The following is a 16,279-nucleotide window of genomic DNA, read 5'->3' on the forward strand; positions in this document are numbered from 1 at the left end:
GGAGAGAAGCCATTGGACAAGTTGCAGATCAAACGGCTGCGGGAGGGGGCAAACCTCCCCCGCCGCGCCACCGAATCCAGCGCCGGGTACGACCTGTGCGCCTGCCTGCCCGAGGAGGGGGAGATCACCCTTGCGCCCGGCCAGGCCCACATCTTCCCCACCGGGATCGCCGTGGGGATGCCCCACGGCCAGATGGTGGGGCTCATCTACGCCCGCAGCGGGCTGGCCGTCCGCCACGGGGTGGTGCCCACCAACTGCGTGGGGGTCATCGACGCCGACTACACCGGCGAGCTGCTGGTCTCGCTGCAAAACACCTTTGACACCCCCTACATCATCCGCCACGGGGACCGCATCGCCCAGCTGGTGCTGACCCCCATCTTCACCCCCCCCATCCAGGAGGTGGAGGAGCTGGCGGCCACCGGCCGGGGCGAAGGGCGCTTCGGCTCCACTGGAAAGCGCTAGGGCGCCGTGAGAGAGGAGAACGGGATGTACGACTGCAAACACCTGCACCTGGTGCTGGCCTCCTCCTCGCCCCGGCGGCAGGAGTACCTGCACCTGATCACCGACGACTTTGCCGTCCGCGTCAGCGGGGCCGACGAGACCCTGCCCCGCCCCATGCCCCCGCAGGAGGCGGTGGCCCACCTGGCCCGCATCAAGGCCCAGACGGTGCTGGACGAGCTGGAGGGCGGCCACACCGTCCTGGGCTGCGACACCCTGGTGGACCTCGACGGCAGGGCCCTGGGCAAACCCCACGGCGAGGAGGAGGCCCGCGCCATGCTGCGCGCCCTCTCGGGGCGGGACCACTGGGTGCACACCGGGGTCTGCCTGCTGCAACAGGGGGAGGACCGCTCGTTTGTGGAGAGCTGCCGGGTGACCTTCCGCCCCCTGGCCGACTGGGAGATCGAGCGGTACCTGGCCACCGGCGAGCCCTTCGACAAGGCCGGGGCCTACGGCATCCAGGGGGCGGCGGCGGCCTTTTGCCGGCGGGTGGAGGGGGATTACTTCACCGTGCTGGGGCTGCCGGTGGCCCACCTCTCCCAGGCGCTGCAGGAGCTGCCCGCGCCAAAATAAGCAGATTTTTGCCCCCGGCCGCTTGCCGGCTGCCCAACCGGGGCATTCTCTCTGGGAAAAAGGGACCGGCAGGGCCAAATTGTTGGAAAATCTTCATAAAATTCAGTTGAGGTTTGCCCGGCCAGCGTTTATAATAGGAAAAGATATGGCCTGCCTGCATTTTGGCAGGGAGAACCAATTTTTTTGACAACATCAGGCGCCCGCCCGCACTCTTCGGCGCGCGCTTTGAAAGGGGTATTTCCATGTTTTCACGCGATATCGGCATCGACCTGGGCACCGCCAACACCCTCGTCTTCATGCGGGGCAAGGGGATCATCATGCGGGAGCCCTCGGTGGTCGCCGTGGACAAAAAGACCGACACTGTCCGCTTCGTCGGACAGGAGGCCAAAGACGTCATCGGCCGGACCCCCGGCTCCATTGTGGCCGTGCGCCCGCTCAAAGACGGCGTCATCGCCGACTTTGACATCACCACCAGCATGCTGCAGATCTTCATCAAAAAGGTCTTTAACGGCAAGATGTTCGCCCGCCCCCGCATCATCATCTGCATCCCCTCCGGCGTCACCGCGGTGGAGCGCCGTGCCGTGCGGGAAGCCGCCCTCAAGGCCGGCGCCAAGCAGGTGTCGGTGATCGAGGAGCCGATGGCGGCCGCCATCGGCGCCGGGCTGCCGGTGGCCGAGGCCATGGGCAGCATGGTGGTGGACATCGGCGGCGGCACCAGCGAGGTGGCCGTCATCTCCCTGGGGGGCATCGTCTCGGCCAAATCCGTCCGGGTGGGCGGGGACGAGTTCGACTCCTCCATCATCAACTACGTCAAGCGGGCCTACAACCTGCTCATCGGCGAGCGCACCGCCGAGATGATCAAAATCGAGATCGGCTCGGCCTCTTCCTACGAGGGGGAGGGCGAGGTGGAGATCAAGGGCCGCGACCTGGCCGACGGGCTGCCCAAGAACATCTCCCTGAGCGCCAAAGAGGTGCGCGAGGCCCTGGCCGCCCCCCTGCAGGAGGTGGTGGACGCCATCAAGACCACCCTGGAAAAGACCCCTCCCGAGCTGGCCTCCGACATCATCGACCACGGCATCACCCTGACCGGCGGCGGCGCGCTGCTGCGGGGGCTGGACGAACTGGTGACCCGGGAGACCGGGATGCCGGTGCACATTGCCGAAAACCCCCTGGACTGCGTGGCCGAGGGGACCGGCAAGGTGCTGGAAAACCTGGATCTGCTCAAAGAAGTGCTGTCCGACGACGGCGACAGCAGCTACTGATTGGGCGCGCCCCCTTTGAGGGAAGGGGCCGCCGCGGATCGGCGATCCGGCAACCCATGTAAACGGATAGGCGGGAAATGGCGGCCAGGGCGACGAGCGCCCGCTGTCGGCCCGCCTATTTTAGACCGTTTTCCACAACCCGTCGGTAGGAGGGAAGGCCATGCGTGACTTCTTCAAGACCACCCGCTTCAAGGTAATCCTCTGCGTTTTGGCCCTTCTGTTGGGCTTTATGATCCAGGCCGCGTACAGCGGCACCCTCAGCTCGGTGGCGAGCAAGGCCATCGGCTTTGTCTCCACCCCCTTTCAGGCCGTCTCCTCTGCGGTGACCGGCTGGTTCGGCGGCTTCTTTGACCGGCTGACCCTGGCCGACGAGCTGCTGGAGGAGAACACCCAGCTCCAGCAGCAGGTGCGCCAGCTGCAGGGGCAGCTGGCCGACCTGGACCGCTACAAGAGCGAGAACGAGACCTACCGGGAGATGCTGCAGATCCAGGAGGAGCACCCCACCTTTGAGATGGAGGCGGCCAGCGTCATCGCCCGGGATTCCAGCAGCCGCTTCTACTCCTTTAAAATCGACCGGGGCAGCGACCAGGGCATTGCCCTGCAGGACCCGGTCATCACCCAGGCGGGGATGGTGGGGATCATCAGCGAGGTGGGGCCCAACTACGCGGTGGTCACCACCCTGCTGGACCCGGCCTTCAAGGTGGGGGCCACCGCCACCGCCAGCCGGGACCCCGGCATGGTAGAGGGGGATGTGGCCCTCGCCCAGGAGGGGAAGACCAAGCTGCGTTACCTGGCCCCCACCTCAGAGGTGAAGGAGGGCGAACTGGTGATGAGCTCGGATCTGGGGGGCACCTATCCGGCCGACCTGCTCATCGGCACCGTGCTGGAGGTGCAGATGGAGTCCTCCGGCATCTCCAAATACGCGGTGGTGCAGCCGGCGGTCGACCCGTCGGAGGTGACCTCGGTGATGGTGGTCAAGGCCTACTGATTCCGCCGCCGGACAAAACCGCCTGCAAGATCACCGATTTGTGAAGGGAAAGGGGGGCGAGAGATGCCCACCAAAAAGGGGAAAGAGCGCTTTCTCAAGTGGCTCTTTTACGCCTTGCTGCTCTTTTTCTGCTACATCGTGCAGACTACGCCGGGGCTGCTGGCCATCGGCTCCATCCAGCCGGTGCTGGTGGTGCCGGTCTGCCTGGCGGTGGCCATCCTCGAAAACGAGCTGGCGGGCGCCATCTTCGGCGCCCTGGCCGGGTTGATGTGGGACCTGTCCGCCTCCCGCATCTCGGGTTTTTTCGGGATCATCCTCTGCGTTCTCTGCGTGGCGGTCAGCTTCTGTTTCCTCTTCTGGATCCGGCAGAACACCGTCAACTTCACCCTCGCCTGTGCCGCCGCCCTGCTGGTGGCGGTGGGGCTGGACTACCTCTTCAACTTCTTGATTTTCTACCAGGGGGGCAGCCTCTACCTGCTGCTGCACACCCTGCTGCCCATGGCCGGGTACACCCTGGTCTACTGCCCGCCCCTCTTCTGGCTGGCACGGCGGATCGCCCGCCGCTACGCCGTGGAGGAGTAAGCCCCGCCTGCCCGCCGGGCGCGCCGAAAAGGAGGGACCTTCCTTGCGAAACCTGCTGAAAAACCGCCTCTTTTACCTGGCCATCCTCATCCTTCTCGTGGGGGGGCTCTTTTCGGTCTCCCTGTTTAAGACCCAGATCGTCAGGGGGGCGGAGTACGCCGAGCTCAACCGCTCCACCTCGGTCTACACCAACACCACCGAGGCGGCGCGGGGGGAGATCGTCGACCGCAACGGCGTGGCTTTGGCGCGCAACCGCATGTGCTTCAACGTGCAGTTCAACCGCCTCTACCTGCCCGCCGACCAGCTCAACGCCACCATCCTCGCCATGATCGAGATCTTGGAGCAAAACGGCGACAGCTGGAACGACACCCTCCCCATCACCCTCGCCGAACCCTTCGCCTTTGCCCCTTACCAGGTGCCCGACGGGGAGGACCAGCCCTCCGACGAAAAGGTGGAAGCCACCATCGCCAAGGTCAAGCGGCAGAACAACCTCAACGTCTACGCCACCGCCGAGAACGTGATGGACAAACTCATCGACACTTACGACCTGCAGGAGTACGACCGGGCCACCGCCCGCAAGATCGCCGGGGTGCGCTACGAGATGGTGGAGCGGGGCTACTCCAACGGCACCCCCTACACCTTTGCCGAAGACGTGTCCATGACCACCGTCACCATGGTGCAGGAGAAAAACGTCACCTACCCCGGGGTGGACATCGTCGAGGACACGGTGCGGGAATACCCCAATGGGACCCTGGCCCCCCACCTGCTGGGCTACATCGGCCCCATCTCCGCCGAGGAGTACACCGAGCTCTCCCAGCAGGGGTACAAGCTCAACGCCACCGTGGGCAAAGACGGCGTTGAAAAGCTCTACGAGTCCTATCTAAAGGGCACCCCGGGCAAGACCCAGGTCTCCCGGGACAAACAGGGCAACATCCTCTCGGCGGAGGAGGTGCAGCAGCCGGTGGCCGGCAACACCGTCCGCCTCACCATCGACGCCCGGCTGCAGGCCACCGTGCAGGAGCTGCTGGACGCCAAAATCAAGGAGATCGCCGCCACCAAGGGGGTGGACAAGGGGCGGGACGCCAACGCCGGCACCGCCGTGGTCATCGACACCCGCACCGGCGAGATCCTGGCGGCCGTCAACTCCCCCACCTACGACGTGAACACCTTTCAAAAAAACTACACCGAACTGCTGGAGGACAGCCGCCGCCCCCTCTACAACCGGGCCTTTAAGGGCACCTACACCCCCGGCTCGGTCTTCAAGCCCGCAGTGGCCCTGGCGGGGCTCAGCGAGGGGACCATCACCCCCTCCTCCACCGTCTACTGCGGCCACGTCTACACCTATTACAGCGACTACCAGCCCCAGTGCCTCGGCACCCACGGGAACATCAGCCTGACGAGGGCGCTGCAGGTCTCCTGCAACATCTACTTTTACGACGTGGCCCGCCGGGTGGGGATCGACCCCATCGGCAAGATCGCCAACCAGTTGGGCCTGGGGGTCAAGACCGGGGTCGAACTGGCCGAATCCTCCGGCCAGATCTCCAGCCCCGACGTCAAATCCCAGCTCAACCCCACCGAGAAGTGGGGCCCAGGCGACGTGATCCAGGCCGGTATCGGCCAGGGCTACACCACCGTCACCCCGCTGCAGCTGGCCAACTACGCCGCCACCATCGCCAACCACGGCACCCACTACACCCCCCATGTAGTCAAGAGCATTGAGCGGCACGACGGCAGCGAAACGGTCTACGAGACCCCCGTTCAGTCCACCAAAGTGGACGTTTCGGAAGAGGACTTTGCCGCCGTTGAGGCCGGGATGGTGGCCGTGGCAAAGGTGGGCAGCGGCCGCTCCGGCTTTGCCAACTACACCTATACGGTGGGCGCCAAGACCGGTACCCCCCAGGTGCCCGGCGGCAGTCCCAACGCCGTGTTCATCTGTTTCGGGCCGGTGGGCGACCCCGAGATCGCCGTCTGCATCATCATCGAGCACGGCGGCGACAGCGTCTATCTGCCCACCCTGGCACGGGACATCATGAACGCCTACTTCTTTCCCCCGGAAGAGGAGAGCGCCGCAGACGGGCAGGAGGGCGCCCCTGCCGCCGACCCCCAGCAGCCCCAGGGCTGACCGGGGAGTCCGGCAGGCGGTCCCCTTTTTTAGGGGGCGCGCAGAAAAATTTGACGGAACCAATTTCGCTATGCTACAATGCTAATAGGGCTTTTCTTGAAAAAATTGGGCAAAAACTATAATTTTATGGCAAAAAGGACAGGGAAGCGATGGGAGAACTGATGCTGGTCACCTCCGGCAAGGGCGGGGTGGGGAAATCCACCGTCTCGTTTTACACCGGGCTGACCCTCGCCCTGCGGGGGCGAAAGGTCCTCATCATCGAGCTGGACACCGGCCTGCGCTCTTTGGACGTGATCGCCGGCATCTCCGAGCAGACGGTCTACCACCTGGGGGACGTGACGGCCGGCCGGGTCAAGCCGAGCGAGGCCATCGTCTCCTCCCCCCTCTGCAAAAACCTGCAGCTTCTCTGCGCCCCCTTCTCCCCGGAGGACCGCATCGAGCCCCACCGGCTGGCCTGGCTCTGCCAGGGGCTGGACCGGTTTTACGACTACACCTTTTTGGACGCGCCCGCAGGCATCGGCTACGGCTTCAAGGTGGGCTGTACCGCCGCCCGCTCGGCGCTGATCGTCGCCACCCCCGACCCCATTTCCGCGCGGGACGGGGGTGTGGTCTGCGACCTGCTGGCGGAGGCCGGCATCACCCGCCGCCTCATCATCAACCGGGTGGACGCCAAGGCCGTGGCGCGGGGCCCCATCTCCGACCTGGACGAGGTCATCGACACTGTGGGGGCCCGGCTGTTGGGGGTGTTGCCCGAGAGCACCGCCCTGCACCTGGCGGCCGTGTCCGGCCGCGCCCTGCCGGAGGGGGAGGCCGCCACCGCCTTTGCGAACATCGCCAGGCGGTTGGAAGGGGAGCAGGTCCCCCTGGCAGTACAGTAGAGAATAAATAGACGGGAGGGTCTACTTTGAACATAGCGCTCATCGCAAACGACTCCAAAAAAGAACTGATGGTTCAGTTCTGTATCGCCTACTGCGGGATCTTGAGCCGCCACGACATCTGTGCCACCGGCACCACCGGCCGCCTGGTGGCAGAGGCCACCGGCCTGCCCATCCAGAAGTATCTGGCCGGGGCCCAGGGGGGCCAGCAGCAGATCGCAGCGCTGGTCGCCTCCAACGAGATCGACCTGGTGCTGTTCTTCCGCGACTCCATCACCCAGCGCAAGAACAGGGAGGGGGACGACAACCTCTTCCGGCTCTGCGACGTGCACAACATCCCGGTCGCCACCAACATGGCCACCGCCGAGGTGCTGATCCACGGCCTGGACCGGGGCGATCTGGACTGGCGCAACATCGTCAACCCCAAATAGGCCTTTCCCCGGCAAGAAACCGCTTTTTTTGCCCCGGGGCCTTGTGCTTTTGCGGGGTTTGGATTATACTGAAAACCGACAGAAAAATGGCTGCGAACAGGAGCAGTAGGCGCGATCACGCCCGCCGAGAGAGTCCCTCCACCGGCTGCAAGGGGGACCGGGCCGCCGCGCTGAACGACGTCCTGGGAGCCGGTTCCCCGCAATCGCCCACGGCGAGAGGGGGGCCCGCTTGACCCCCGTTACCGGGTCTCGAGTGGGAGAGGGCGCACAGAGTACCCCCTCCAACAAGGGTGGCACCGCGAGTACGAACCTCGTCCCTTTGGGGATGGGGTTCTTTTTATGTTTCGTCCGCCCCATCAAACCGCCCGTGAGAAAGGAAGGAAACCAACATGGCAAAACTGATCACCACCGCCCCCCGCGGCACCCAGGACGTGCTGCCACAGGAGAGTTACAAGTGGCACTTCATCGAGGGCAAGCTGATGGACCTGGCCCGCCGCTACGGCTTCTCGGAAGTGCGCACCCCCACCTTTGAGCACACCGGCCTCTTCGACCGGGGGGTGGGCGACACCACCGACATCGTGCAAAAGGAGATGTACACCTTTCAGGACAAGGGGAGCCGCTCCATCACCCTGCGGCCGGAAGGGACCGCCGGGGTCGCCCGCTGCGTGCTGGAACACGGCCTGCTCAACAACCCCCTCCCCCTGAAGCTGAGCTATCTCATCAACTGTTTTCGCTACGAAAAACCCCAGGCGGGCCGCTTCCGCGAGTTCCGCCAGTTCGGGGCCGAGGTGTTCGGCAGCCAGGACCCGGCGGTGGACGCCGAGGTGATCGCCCTGGTGGCCGACATCTTCACCACCCTGGGCATCTCTGACATCGCCCTGGAGCTCAACTCCATCGGCTGTCCCAACTGCCGGCCCGCCTACCACGAAAAACTGCGGGCCTATTTCGCCCAGCACATCGACTCCCTCTGTCCCACCTGCCGGGAGCGGCTGGAGAAAAACCCCCTGCGCATCCTCGACTGCAAAAACGACAGCTGCAAAGAGGTGGCCAAGGGTGCGCCGCTGGGGATCGACAACCTCTGCGGCGAGTGCGCCGACCACTTCGCCTCCCTCAAGGAGCGGCTGACGGCCATGGACATCCCCTTCACCGTCAACCCCCAGATCGTTCGCGGGCTGGACTACTACACCAAGACGGTCTTTGAGTTTGTCTCCACCTCCATCGGCGCCCAGGGCACCGTCTGCGGCGGCGGTCGCTACGACGGCCTGCTGGAGACCCTGGGCGGCCCCTCCACCCCGGCCATCGGCTTTGCGGTGGGGCTGCAGCGGCTGCTGGCGGTGATGGAAAACGACGGCGCCTCCCTGGGCGAGCCCCCCGCCTGCGACATCTTCCTGGCCTCCATCGGCCAGGGCGCCTCGGTGGAGGCGCAGAAACTGGCCCTGCGGCTGCGCCGGGCCGGGCTGCACGCCGAGAGCGACGTGCAGGGCCGCAGCCTGAAGGCGCAGATGAAGTACGCCGACAAGCTGGGCGCCCGCTACACGGTGGTGTTGGGGGACGACGAGGTCAAGACCGGGCAGATCAAACTGAAGCGGATGGACGACGGCCAGGTGGAGGAGACCACCCTGGAGGCCCTGCCCGCCCTGCTGTGTGAAAAATAGGAGGAATTGCTGATGGAGACCATTCACGGCTTTAAGAGGACCAGTTACTGCGGCGAAGTCACCGCCGCCCAGATCGGCCAGCAGGCGAGTGTCTGCGGCTGGGTGCAGAAACAGCGGGACCTGGGCAACCTGATCTTTATCGACCTGCGCGACCGCACCGGCATTGTCCAGTTGGCCTTTGACGACGGCACCGACCGCGCCATCTTTGAAAAGGCCTTCTCCGCCCGGGCGGAATTTGTGCTGGCCGTCACCGGCACCGTGCGGGAGCGGGAGAGCAAGAACCCCGACCTGAAAAACGGCGACATCGAGATCTACGTCACCGAGTTGCGGGTGCTGGCCAAAGCCAAGACCCCGCCCTTTGAAATCAACGACTCCATCAACGTCAAGGACGAGGTGCGGCTGCGCTACCGCTACCTGGACCTGCGCCGCCCCGAGGTGATGGCCCCCCTGCTGGCCCGCCACAAGATCGTCAAGGCCGCGCGGGACTACTTTGACCGCAACGACTTTTTGGAGATCGAGACCCCCATGCTCATCAAATCCACCCCCGAGGGGGCGCGGGACTACCTGGTGCCCAGCCGGGTGCACCCCGGCGCCTTTTACGCCCTGCCCCAGTCCCCTCAGATGTACAAGCAGCTGCTGATGCTCTCGGGCTTTGACCGCTACATGCAGGTGGTCAAGTGCTTCCGGGATGAGGACCTGCGGGCCGACCGGCAGCCCGAGTTCACCCAGATCGATTTGGAGATGTCCTTTGTCGAGGAGGACGACGTCATGTCGGTCAACGAGGGCTTTATGAAGTACGTCTTTCAGGAGATCCTGGGCCGGGACATCCCGACCCCCTTCCTGCGGATGCCCTACCGCGAGGCCATGGAGCGCTTTGGCAGCGACAAGCCCGACACCCGCTTTGGGATGGAGCTGTGCGATTTGGGCGGGGCGCTGAAGGACTGCACCTTCAAGGTCTTCTCCGGCGCGCTGGAGGCCGGCGGCCGGGTGATGGCCATCAACGCCAAGGGCCTCTACGGCGAGCTGAGCCGCAAGCAGATCGACAAGCTGACCGACTTTGTCAAGACCTATCGGGCCAAGGGCCTCGCCTTCACCCGGCTGGGGGAGGACGGCACCGCCAGTTCCAGCTTTGAGAAGTTCCTCACCGAGGAGGAGGTGGCGGCTGTCCGCCAGGCGGCCGATCTGCAGCCCGGGGACGTGCTGCTGGTGGTGGCCGACCAGAGCGAGGAGACGGTGCAGACCGCCCTGGGCGCCCTGCGCTGCGAACTGGCCGAGAAACACGGCCTCATCGACCCCAATCGCTTTGACTTCCTTTGGGTCACCGACTTCCCCCTCTTCGAGTACAGCGAGGAGGAGGACCGCTATGTGGCCAAACACCACCCCTTCACCGCCCCCGCTCTGGAGGACGTGGACAAGATCGAGAGCGACCCCGCCCACGCCCGGGCCCGCGCCTACGACATGGTGCTCAACGGCTGCGAGGTGGGCGGCGGCTCCATCCGCATCTCCGACCCCGCACTGCAGGACCGGATGTTTGCGGCCCTGGGCTTCACCGAGGAGGAGGCGCACCGCCGCTTCGGCTTCCTCATCGACGCCTTCTCCTACGGCGTTCCCCCCCACGGCGGCATGGCCTACGGCCTCGACCGGCTGGTGATGCTGATGCTGGGCAAGTCCTCCATCCGCGACGTCATCGCCTTCCCCAAGGTGCAAAACGCTAGCGAGCTGATGAGCGGCGCCCCCGACGTGGTGGACCCCAGCCAGTTGGAGGAGCTCTCCATCGCTCTGGTGCAGCCCGAATAACTCTCCCCTGCCAACCAAAAAAAGTGTGCCGGATGCCGGCACTCTTTTTTCTCTTTCTTCAATTGGGGCGGGGGAAATCGGCTTCGGAAGGGGCGCACCCCTGCTTTTTGGCGTTTTTGACCCGGTACATCTCCTCGTCCAAGCGCCGCAAAAAATCGCCTGCGCCCATCCCCTCCCTCTCACAGCAGAGGGAGCCGGTGCTGAAGGAGAGCTGCCCGCCCCCTCCGGGCTGGCTGTTGAGGGCGGCCCGGGCCTGCTCCAACCGGCGGAGCAGCCCCTCTGCCCGCTCCTCTCCGTCCCGCCAGACCACGACAAACTCATCGCCCCCGTACCGGGTGGCCACCATCCCCTTGCGCTCGCTCCGGCGGATGACCTCTGCCATCCGCACCAGCATCTGGTCGCCGCACAGGTGCCCGCAGGTGTCGTTGATGGCCTTGAGCCCATCCAGGTCGATCATCACCCCACAGACCTTCCCCGAGCCGGCGCCGTCAAACCAGCGGCCCAGGTATTCGTCCAGCAGTCGCCGGTTGCCCAGGCCGGTGAGGGCGTCGGTGTAGATCAGACTGCCCTGGGAGACCTGGTAGAGCATGAGGGTGGAGAGGGCGTAGGTGCAGATGAGGGAGACGCTCCGAACGGCGATCTGCACCAGTTCCGCGCAGAGGGGGAGGACGGGGAAGAGGAGGAAGGGGAGGAGGGTCTCCCGCTTGACCCAGTTGCGGCTTCTGTAAAGGAGCAGCATCACCGCGGCGATGGAGAGGTAGTTGAGGAGGGTGAAGGCCCACATCGCCGCATAGCCGATGACGATGGTCCCCTCCTCCGAGATGGAGAACATCCACCCGCAAAAGCAGTTGACCAAGACGATGGCCGCATCCGCGGCAAAGAGGGCGGTGTAGAGGGCAGAGTGCCCGTCCGCCGTGCCGGGGAAGAGGGTGTGCAGCACAAAGCGCGCCCAGGTCCAGACGATGGCGGCGTTCACCACAAAGTAGGCACTTTTGACTGCGGCGATGGCAACGCGCGCCCAGGGGCGGCCGTAGAGGGCCAGATAGGCCACGTCCAGTGCCAAAAAGGCCAGCACCAGCAAAACGATCTGGAAGTAAGCGCGGTTTGCCCTGTCGCCCCTCTCCCTCCCCCGCAGGCCAAACAGCAGGATGGAGAGGTTGGCCATGGACAGAACGTCCAGGGCGATGCTGCAGTCGATCCTCACCGGTCTCCCCCCTTTCGCCTCTCTCGGGCGCTTGCCCGAGACCCCTTTATTTTACCATTATACCGCCACTGTCCACCGCCGCGCAATCCACCCCGCCGCCACAGGGATGGTTTTGAAAAATTTTTTTAGCCACCCCCTTGACCTTGCCCCTACGTCATAGGGTATGCTAAAGCCAGACCGGTCAAGACAGAACAGCGACAAGGAGGCAGATACAGGATGGAGGGAGAAACTCTGTGGACGGTGGCCCAGGTGGCCCGACAGGCGGGAATCACGGCGCGCACCCTGCACCACTACGACCGCATCGGCCTGCTGCGCCCCGGCCTGAAGACCGAGGCGGGCTACCGGCTCTACGGACAGGCCGAACGGGAACGGCTGCAGGAGATCCTCTTTTTGCGGGAGCTGGGCTTTCCCCTCGGCGAGATCGCCGCCATTCTGGACCACCCCGCCTATGACCGAAAGGAGGCTATGCGCCGCCAGCGGGAGCTGCTACTGCTCAAGCGGCAGCGGCTGGACGGGCTGCTCGCCCTGCTGGATCGGGCGGTGGAGGGGGATGCCTCCCCCAGTTTGGAGGAATTTTCAATGGACAAAATCGATCGGGCCAAAGAGGCCTATCGCGAGGAAGCACACGCCCGCTGGGGCGATACCGACGCCTACCGGGAGAGCCAGCGGCGCACTGCCGCCTACACCCCCGACGACTGGGCCGTCCTCACAGGGGAGATGGAGGCGATTTTCGCCGCCTTCTCCCAGCTGATGGCAGAGGGCGCCACCCCCGACAGCCCGGAGGCCGCCGCCACGGTGCAGCGCTGGCAGGACTTCATCACCGCGCACTACTACCCCTGTACCGACGAGATACTGGCCAGCCTGGGCGAGATGTACACCGCCGACCCCCGCTTTGCCGAGAGCATGGACAAAGCCGGCGCAGGCACCGCCGCCTTTGTGGCCCGGTGCATTGCCGCCAAGACCCGGTAACTGCCGGATCGCCTAGAATAAGAGAGGGCGCTTCGCCGCTGTGCAAAGCGCCCTCTCTTTCTCCCTTGCTGTCCTTTCGCGAAACGACAGCCGACAGTCCCCGACTGGACCGGGGAGAATAAAGAAATTTTAGAGCCAGGCAGCAGGCGAAGCGAGAAATAAACGGGAATTGAGATTAAAAACTCAAAATTCCTAAAACCATTGAGATTACAAGGCATTTCGCCTGTCCAATGCTCGGTTTTCATGTATTTTCCCTTGTTTTTGCCCTTACGAGCCGAAACAAGGGAAAGTTTTTATGCCCCGCCGACTACCTTGTCCAGCAGCTTTGCGGAAGTACGCTTCGCTTCCCTTGTAGCGTGAGCGTAAATGGACATCGTGGTATTGACATCGGAGTGTCCTAACAGCTCCTGCACATCGGTGGGCTTTGCCCCGCCCGACAGCAGGTTGCTCGTGTAGGTGTGCCGCAGCATATGGAAGTGGAAATCCTCAAGCCCCTCGACCTGTTTCCTCGCCTTCTGGCATACCTGACCGACCGCCCCGGCGCTTTCAAACATCCCGTCCGGCCTGACGCAGACAAAGGATAATTCCTTGTACCCTTCGGGGACTTCCGCCGTCCTCGGCAGGCTGTAAACCTCGTAGTAACTGCGGTCTTTTTCCTTCACTGCGGTATAGTAGTTCAGGTGGTAAAGCTCCCCATACTGGAAACGGTTTTTGTGCTGCTCCACCTTCGCCGCCCGCAGGATTTCCGCCAGCGTGTCGCAGAAGTCCACAGTGCGGACTTTGCTCCGCTTGGTCGTCCCTATTTCGGTCTTGTGCCTTGTGCCGTTGTACCGCATACTGCGGCGTACCGTCAAGTACTGCTCGTCCAGATTGATGTCCTGCCATGTCAGGCCGCAGACCTCGCCAATGCGAAGCCCCGTGTAGTAGGCGATCTGTACGGGCAGCAGCGCAGGGTTTTTCCTGTCTTTCAGAAAGCCGGTCAGCTTCAGGTATTGCCCGTGGGTGATGGTCGGTCGGGAAACCGCCTCGGCTTCCTCCCCGCAGAAGATGTCCGCTTCCTCTTTCCGTCCCCGCAGCCGTACATACTGCATCGGGTTGAAGGTAATCAGCCGCTTCGGGAATACCGCAAAGCGGAACGCCCCTTGCAGCACCGCAGAGAACTGGAGCATATATCCCTTGCTCATTGGGGGAGAGGTCGTCCCGTCCGGGTTTGTGCCGCCGTAGCTCATAAAGTCAATGAACGCCTGCAAATGGTCGGCCGTTACGGTCTTTAGCTTTCGGCTGCCTATCGGGTATTTCTTGATTTTTTTGACCGCCGCCGTGTACGCCATGACCGTCCCGTTGCTCAGGCTGCTGGGCTTTAAATCTTCCTCAATCCACAGATCCAGCATTTCGCCTACGGTGATGTTCTCCGCCTTGCCTACGAACCTTTTGGCTTCGTAATCTTCCATCGCCTTGCGGAGCAGGGCTTCCGTTTCGCTCTTGCTCTCCGTGCCCGCAAACTCCTTCTGCACCTGCCTGCCGCTTTCATCTTCGATATAAAAGCGGTAATACCACTTCCTGCCTTTTTTCCTTACAGAACCTTTTGCCATAGATAAAAATTCTCCTTTCTATCCGTGGCAATCGGGACTGTGACATATGGTGTGCGTAAAATAAGTTGTGTCACTTCAGCCGGTTGGTTTCAACCGGCCTGTTTTTTTGTCAAGGTGCCACGGAATTTTCTTTTTCGGACAGCCGTGCTTCGGCTTCCGCCACTATCCCGAAGAGGTCGCCCATGGATACCTTTGTGCGCCCCTCATCATAGATATGTAAAATCCCGTCAAGAAATCGCTTCATATCTTCGATAGGCTGTTCCATTTCCTTGCGGTATACCCGTTCGGTAATCGCTCCCGAGTCAATCGCATACCGCCTGAGCGATTGCTTCAAGCCTTCGTCTTCTGCCACACAGTCAACCTCTGCCATAGCGTCTGCGAAATAGCAGGTCAGGACTGTGTAGAGGTCAATCAGCTTTCCGAGAAAGGTTGTCATAAGCTGTTGGTGCCCGTCCCCTTTGACGGCGGAAGTAACCGTATCCAGATACTTCCTGATGTGCTCCGTTAGTTCGTTTTCACAGAGTGTCGGGACGGAATACTCTTTTTCTTCCGAAAGGCCGGTCAGCCATTCGGGAGTGGTCAGCAGCGCTTCCGCAAGCCCGTTGATGACCATGCTTCTTGTGGGATTTACCCCGTCTGTTTCATACCGCTGAATGGTGGACTTGTTCACGCCCACACGCCTGCCGAGTTCGGGCATGGAGATTTTCAGTTCGTTTCTCCGTTCCTTGATCCGCAGCCCTACCTCTTTTGCGGTAAGCATTTTCCTTTCATTCAAGGCTTTCACCTCCTAACGAGTACCATCATAGCACAAACGGATTGATTTTGCAACCCTATTTTACGCATTTCTTTATAAAAATTTATTGAATAGGCTTAAAACAAGTTGACAAGCAATGGCAAAATAAGTATAATAACAATGCAGAAGTTGCAAAATGAGTATTTTGGAAGGAGGTCGAGAGAATGAACACAGTCAAAATGGGATTTACCATAGAAGAAGCGGCGGAATGTACGGGTATCGGCAGGAATACCATGCGGAAGCTGGTGGAATGGGGAAAGCTGCCCGTCCTCAAAGTGGGGCGCAAGACCATTATCCGCAGGGACACGCTGAAACGGTTTCTGACCGTCAATCAGGGAAGAAATCTTCTGAAGCCCGATGATGTCCGAAAGGTGGAGTAAACCCGTCCTCAAAGCCCTCGGCGTTTGAGAGCGAAATACACCCCTCGCACAAACCTGCGGTTTGTACTCAGGGTATTTCGCCCCTGCGGGGAGCCTGTATCACAGCTTGCAGGGCTGCCGCCGCCGCTGTGATACAGAGAAAATTGCGGTGCAATTTTCTTTGGCTGCTCCTCCGTCCAATGCCGTCGGGACAGCCGCAGCCGGCAAGCCGGTTGCAAAATGAGAACGCATTTTACCAAACAGAAACGGAGATGATTTATGGCACGCCACAGCTTTATCCAGATGTCAAAGCTGTCCAATGTCAGGGGAAGAATATCGTATATCACAAGCCACGCCAAACAGGAAAACCTCTATGCGGTTTACCGCACCGCAGGCGCAGGCCATTCCTTTTGGAGCAATCTCGCAAGGGAAAGCCAGCAGGAGTTTAAGAGAAGCGGCGCAGAGGGTAAATGTATCGAAGCGAGGGAGCTGATTATCGCCCTGCCCGAAATCTATACGCAATACGAGCCGCAGCAGGTACTCACGGACTTTACAGAGGAGTTCCGCAGGCGGTACGGT

At 62.5% G+C, this 16,279-nt stretch carries 15 protein-coding genes and 1 pseudogene; 13 read left to right on the plus strand and 3 right to left on the minus strand.

The features are described from left to right. Positions 1 to 12: 12 nt before the first annotated feature. The 10 genes from dut to aspS all read left to right on the plus strand — a co-directional run bounded on the left by dut (position 13) and on the right by aspS (position 10,783). The gene (dut, locus tag GT748_RS12245) at positions 13 to 462 is read left to right on the plus strand and encodes a dUTP diphosphatase (RefSeq protein ID WP_021658304.1); all 450 of its coding nucleotides are present in this window, start codon (positions 13 to 15) and stop codon (positions 460 to 462) included. Between the two features lie 24 nt (positions 463 to 486). Next, positions 487 to 1,071 (plus strand): Maf family protein, encoded by a 585-nt coding sequence (locus tag GT748_RS12250; RefSeq protein ID WP_021658303.1) that lies wholly within the window; start codon positions 487 to 489, stop codon positions 1,069 to 1,071. Between the two features lie 242 nt (positions 1,072 to 1,313). After that, entirely contained in the window at positions 1,314 to 2,333 is a 1,020-nt protein-coding gene (locus GT748_RS12255) for a rod shape-determining protein (RefSeq protein WP_021658302.1), read from the plus strand. 160 nt (positions 2,334 to 2,493) lie between these two features. Continuing rightward, the gene (mreC, locus tag GT748_RS12260) at positions 2,494 to 3,321 is read left to right on the plus strand and encodes a rod shape-determining protein MreC (RefSeq protein WP_021658301.1); all 828 of its coding nucleotides are present in this window, start codon (positions 2,494 to 2,496) and stop codon (positions 3,319 to 3,321) included. A 63-nt stretch (positions 3,322 to 3,384) separates the two neighbouring features. Then, positions 3,385 to 3,903, plus strand: a complete 519-nt coding sequence (gene mreD, locus GT748_RS12265; RefSeq protein WP_021658300.1) for a rod shape-determining protein MreD — start codon at positions 3,385 to 3,387, stop codon at positions 3,901 to 3,903. 43 nt (positions 3,904 to 3,946) lie between these two features. Beyond that, on the plus strand, positions 3,947 to 6,025 hold the full coding sequence (locus GT748_RS12270; protein WP_161213568.1) for a penicillin-binding transpeptidase domain-containing protein: 2,079 nt from the start codon (positions 3,947 to 3,949) through the stop codon (positions 6,023 to 6,025). A gap of 149 nt (positions 6,026 to 6,174) precedes the next feature. After that, entirely contained in the window at positions 6,175 to 6,903 is a 729-nt protein-coding gene (locus tag GT748_RS12275) for an AAA family ATPase (RefSeq protein WP_021658298.1), read from the plus strand. Between the two features lie 26 nt (positions 6,904 to 6,929). Beyond that, positions 6,930 to 7,331, plus strand: coding sequence for a methylglyoxal synthase (locus GT748_RS12280; RefSeq protein ID WP_021658297.1), 402 nt, complete (start codon positions 6,930 to 6,932; stop codon positions 7,329 to 7,331). A gap of 398 nt (positions 7,332 to 7,729) precedes the next feature. Beyond that, a complete protein-coding gene (gene hisS, locus GT748_RS12285; protein ID WP_044991913.1) occupies positions 7,730 to 8,986 on the plus strand; it encodes a histidine--tRNA ligase in 1,257 nt (418 codons plus the stop codon). A gap of 12 nt (positions 8,987 to 8,998) precedes the next feature. After that, positions 8,999 to 10,783: an aspartate--tRNA ligase gene (aspS, locus tag GT748_RS12290; RefSeq protein ID WP_021658295.1), complete on the plus strand. Its 1,785-nt coding sequence runs from the start codon at positions 8,999 to 9,001 to the stop codon at positions 10,781 to 10,783. A 58-nt stretch (positions 10,784 to 10,841) separates the two neighbouring features. On the opposite strand, the gene GT748_RS16040 is transcribed toward aspS, so the two are convergent. After that, positions 10,842 to 11,987 carry a GGDEF domain-containing protein gene (locus tag GT748_RS16040; protein ID WP_021658294.1) on the minus strand — a complete coding sequence of 382 codons (1,146 nt, stop codon included), beginning with the start codon at positions 11,985 to 11,987 and terminating at the stop codon, positions 10,842 to 10,844. 216 nt (positions 11,988 to 12,203) lie between these two features. Here GT748_RS16040 and GT748_RS12300 point away from each other — a divergent pair, with 216 nt between their 5' ends. Then, complete coding sequence (locus GT748_RS12300; RefSeq protein ID WP_021658292.1) at positions 12,204 to 12,956, plus strand: MerR family transcriptional regulator; 753 nt, start codon at positions 12,204 to 12,206, stop codon at positions 12,954 to 12,956. A gap of 293 nt (positions 12,957 to 13,249) precedes the next feature. On the opposite strand, the gene GT748_RS12305 is transcribed toward GT748_RS12300, so the two are convergent. Together GT748_RS12305 and GT748_RS12310 are read right to left on the minus strand one after the other, a co-directional pair. Beyond that, positions 13,250 to 14,548: a tyrosine-type recombinase/integrase gene (locus GT748_RS12305; RefSeq protein ID WP_044991909.1), complete on the minus strand. Its 1,299-nt coding sequence runs from the start codon at positions 14,546 to 14,548 to the stop codon at positions 13,250 to 13,252. Between the two features lie 109 nt (positions 14,549 to 14,657). Further along, positions 14,658 to 15,323, minus strand: coding sequence for a helix-turn-helix domain-containing protein (locus GT748_RS12310; RefSeq protein WP_044993585.1), 666 nt, complete (start codon positions 15,321 to 15,323; stop codon positions 14,658 to 14,660). 182 nt (positions 15,324 to 15,505) lie between these two features. Here GT748_RS12310 and GT748_RS12315 point away from each other — a divergent pair, with 182 nt between their 5' ends. Together GT748_RS12315 and GT748_RS12320 are read left to right on the plus strand one after the other, a co-directional pair. Next, positions 15,506 to 15,721: a helix-turn-helix domain-containing protein gene (locus GT748_RS12315; protein WP_073261055.1), complete on the plus strand. Its 216-nt coding sequence runs from the start codon at positions 15,506 to 15,508 to the stop codon at positions 15,719 to 15,721. A 258-nt stretch (positions 15,722 to 15,979) separates the two neighbouring features. Next, a pseudogene (locus GT748_RS12320) lies at positions 15,980 to 16,279 on the plus strand (MobA/MobL family protein); the annotation flags it as partial.

Source organism: Bittarella massiliensis (ex Durand et al. 2017) (assembly GCF_009876955.1).
GTDB classification, from domain to species: domain Bacteria; phylum Bacillota; class Clostridia; order Oscillospirales; family Ruminococcaceae; genus Bittarella; species Bittarella massiliensis.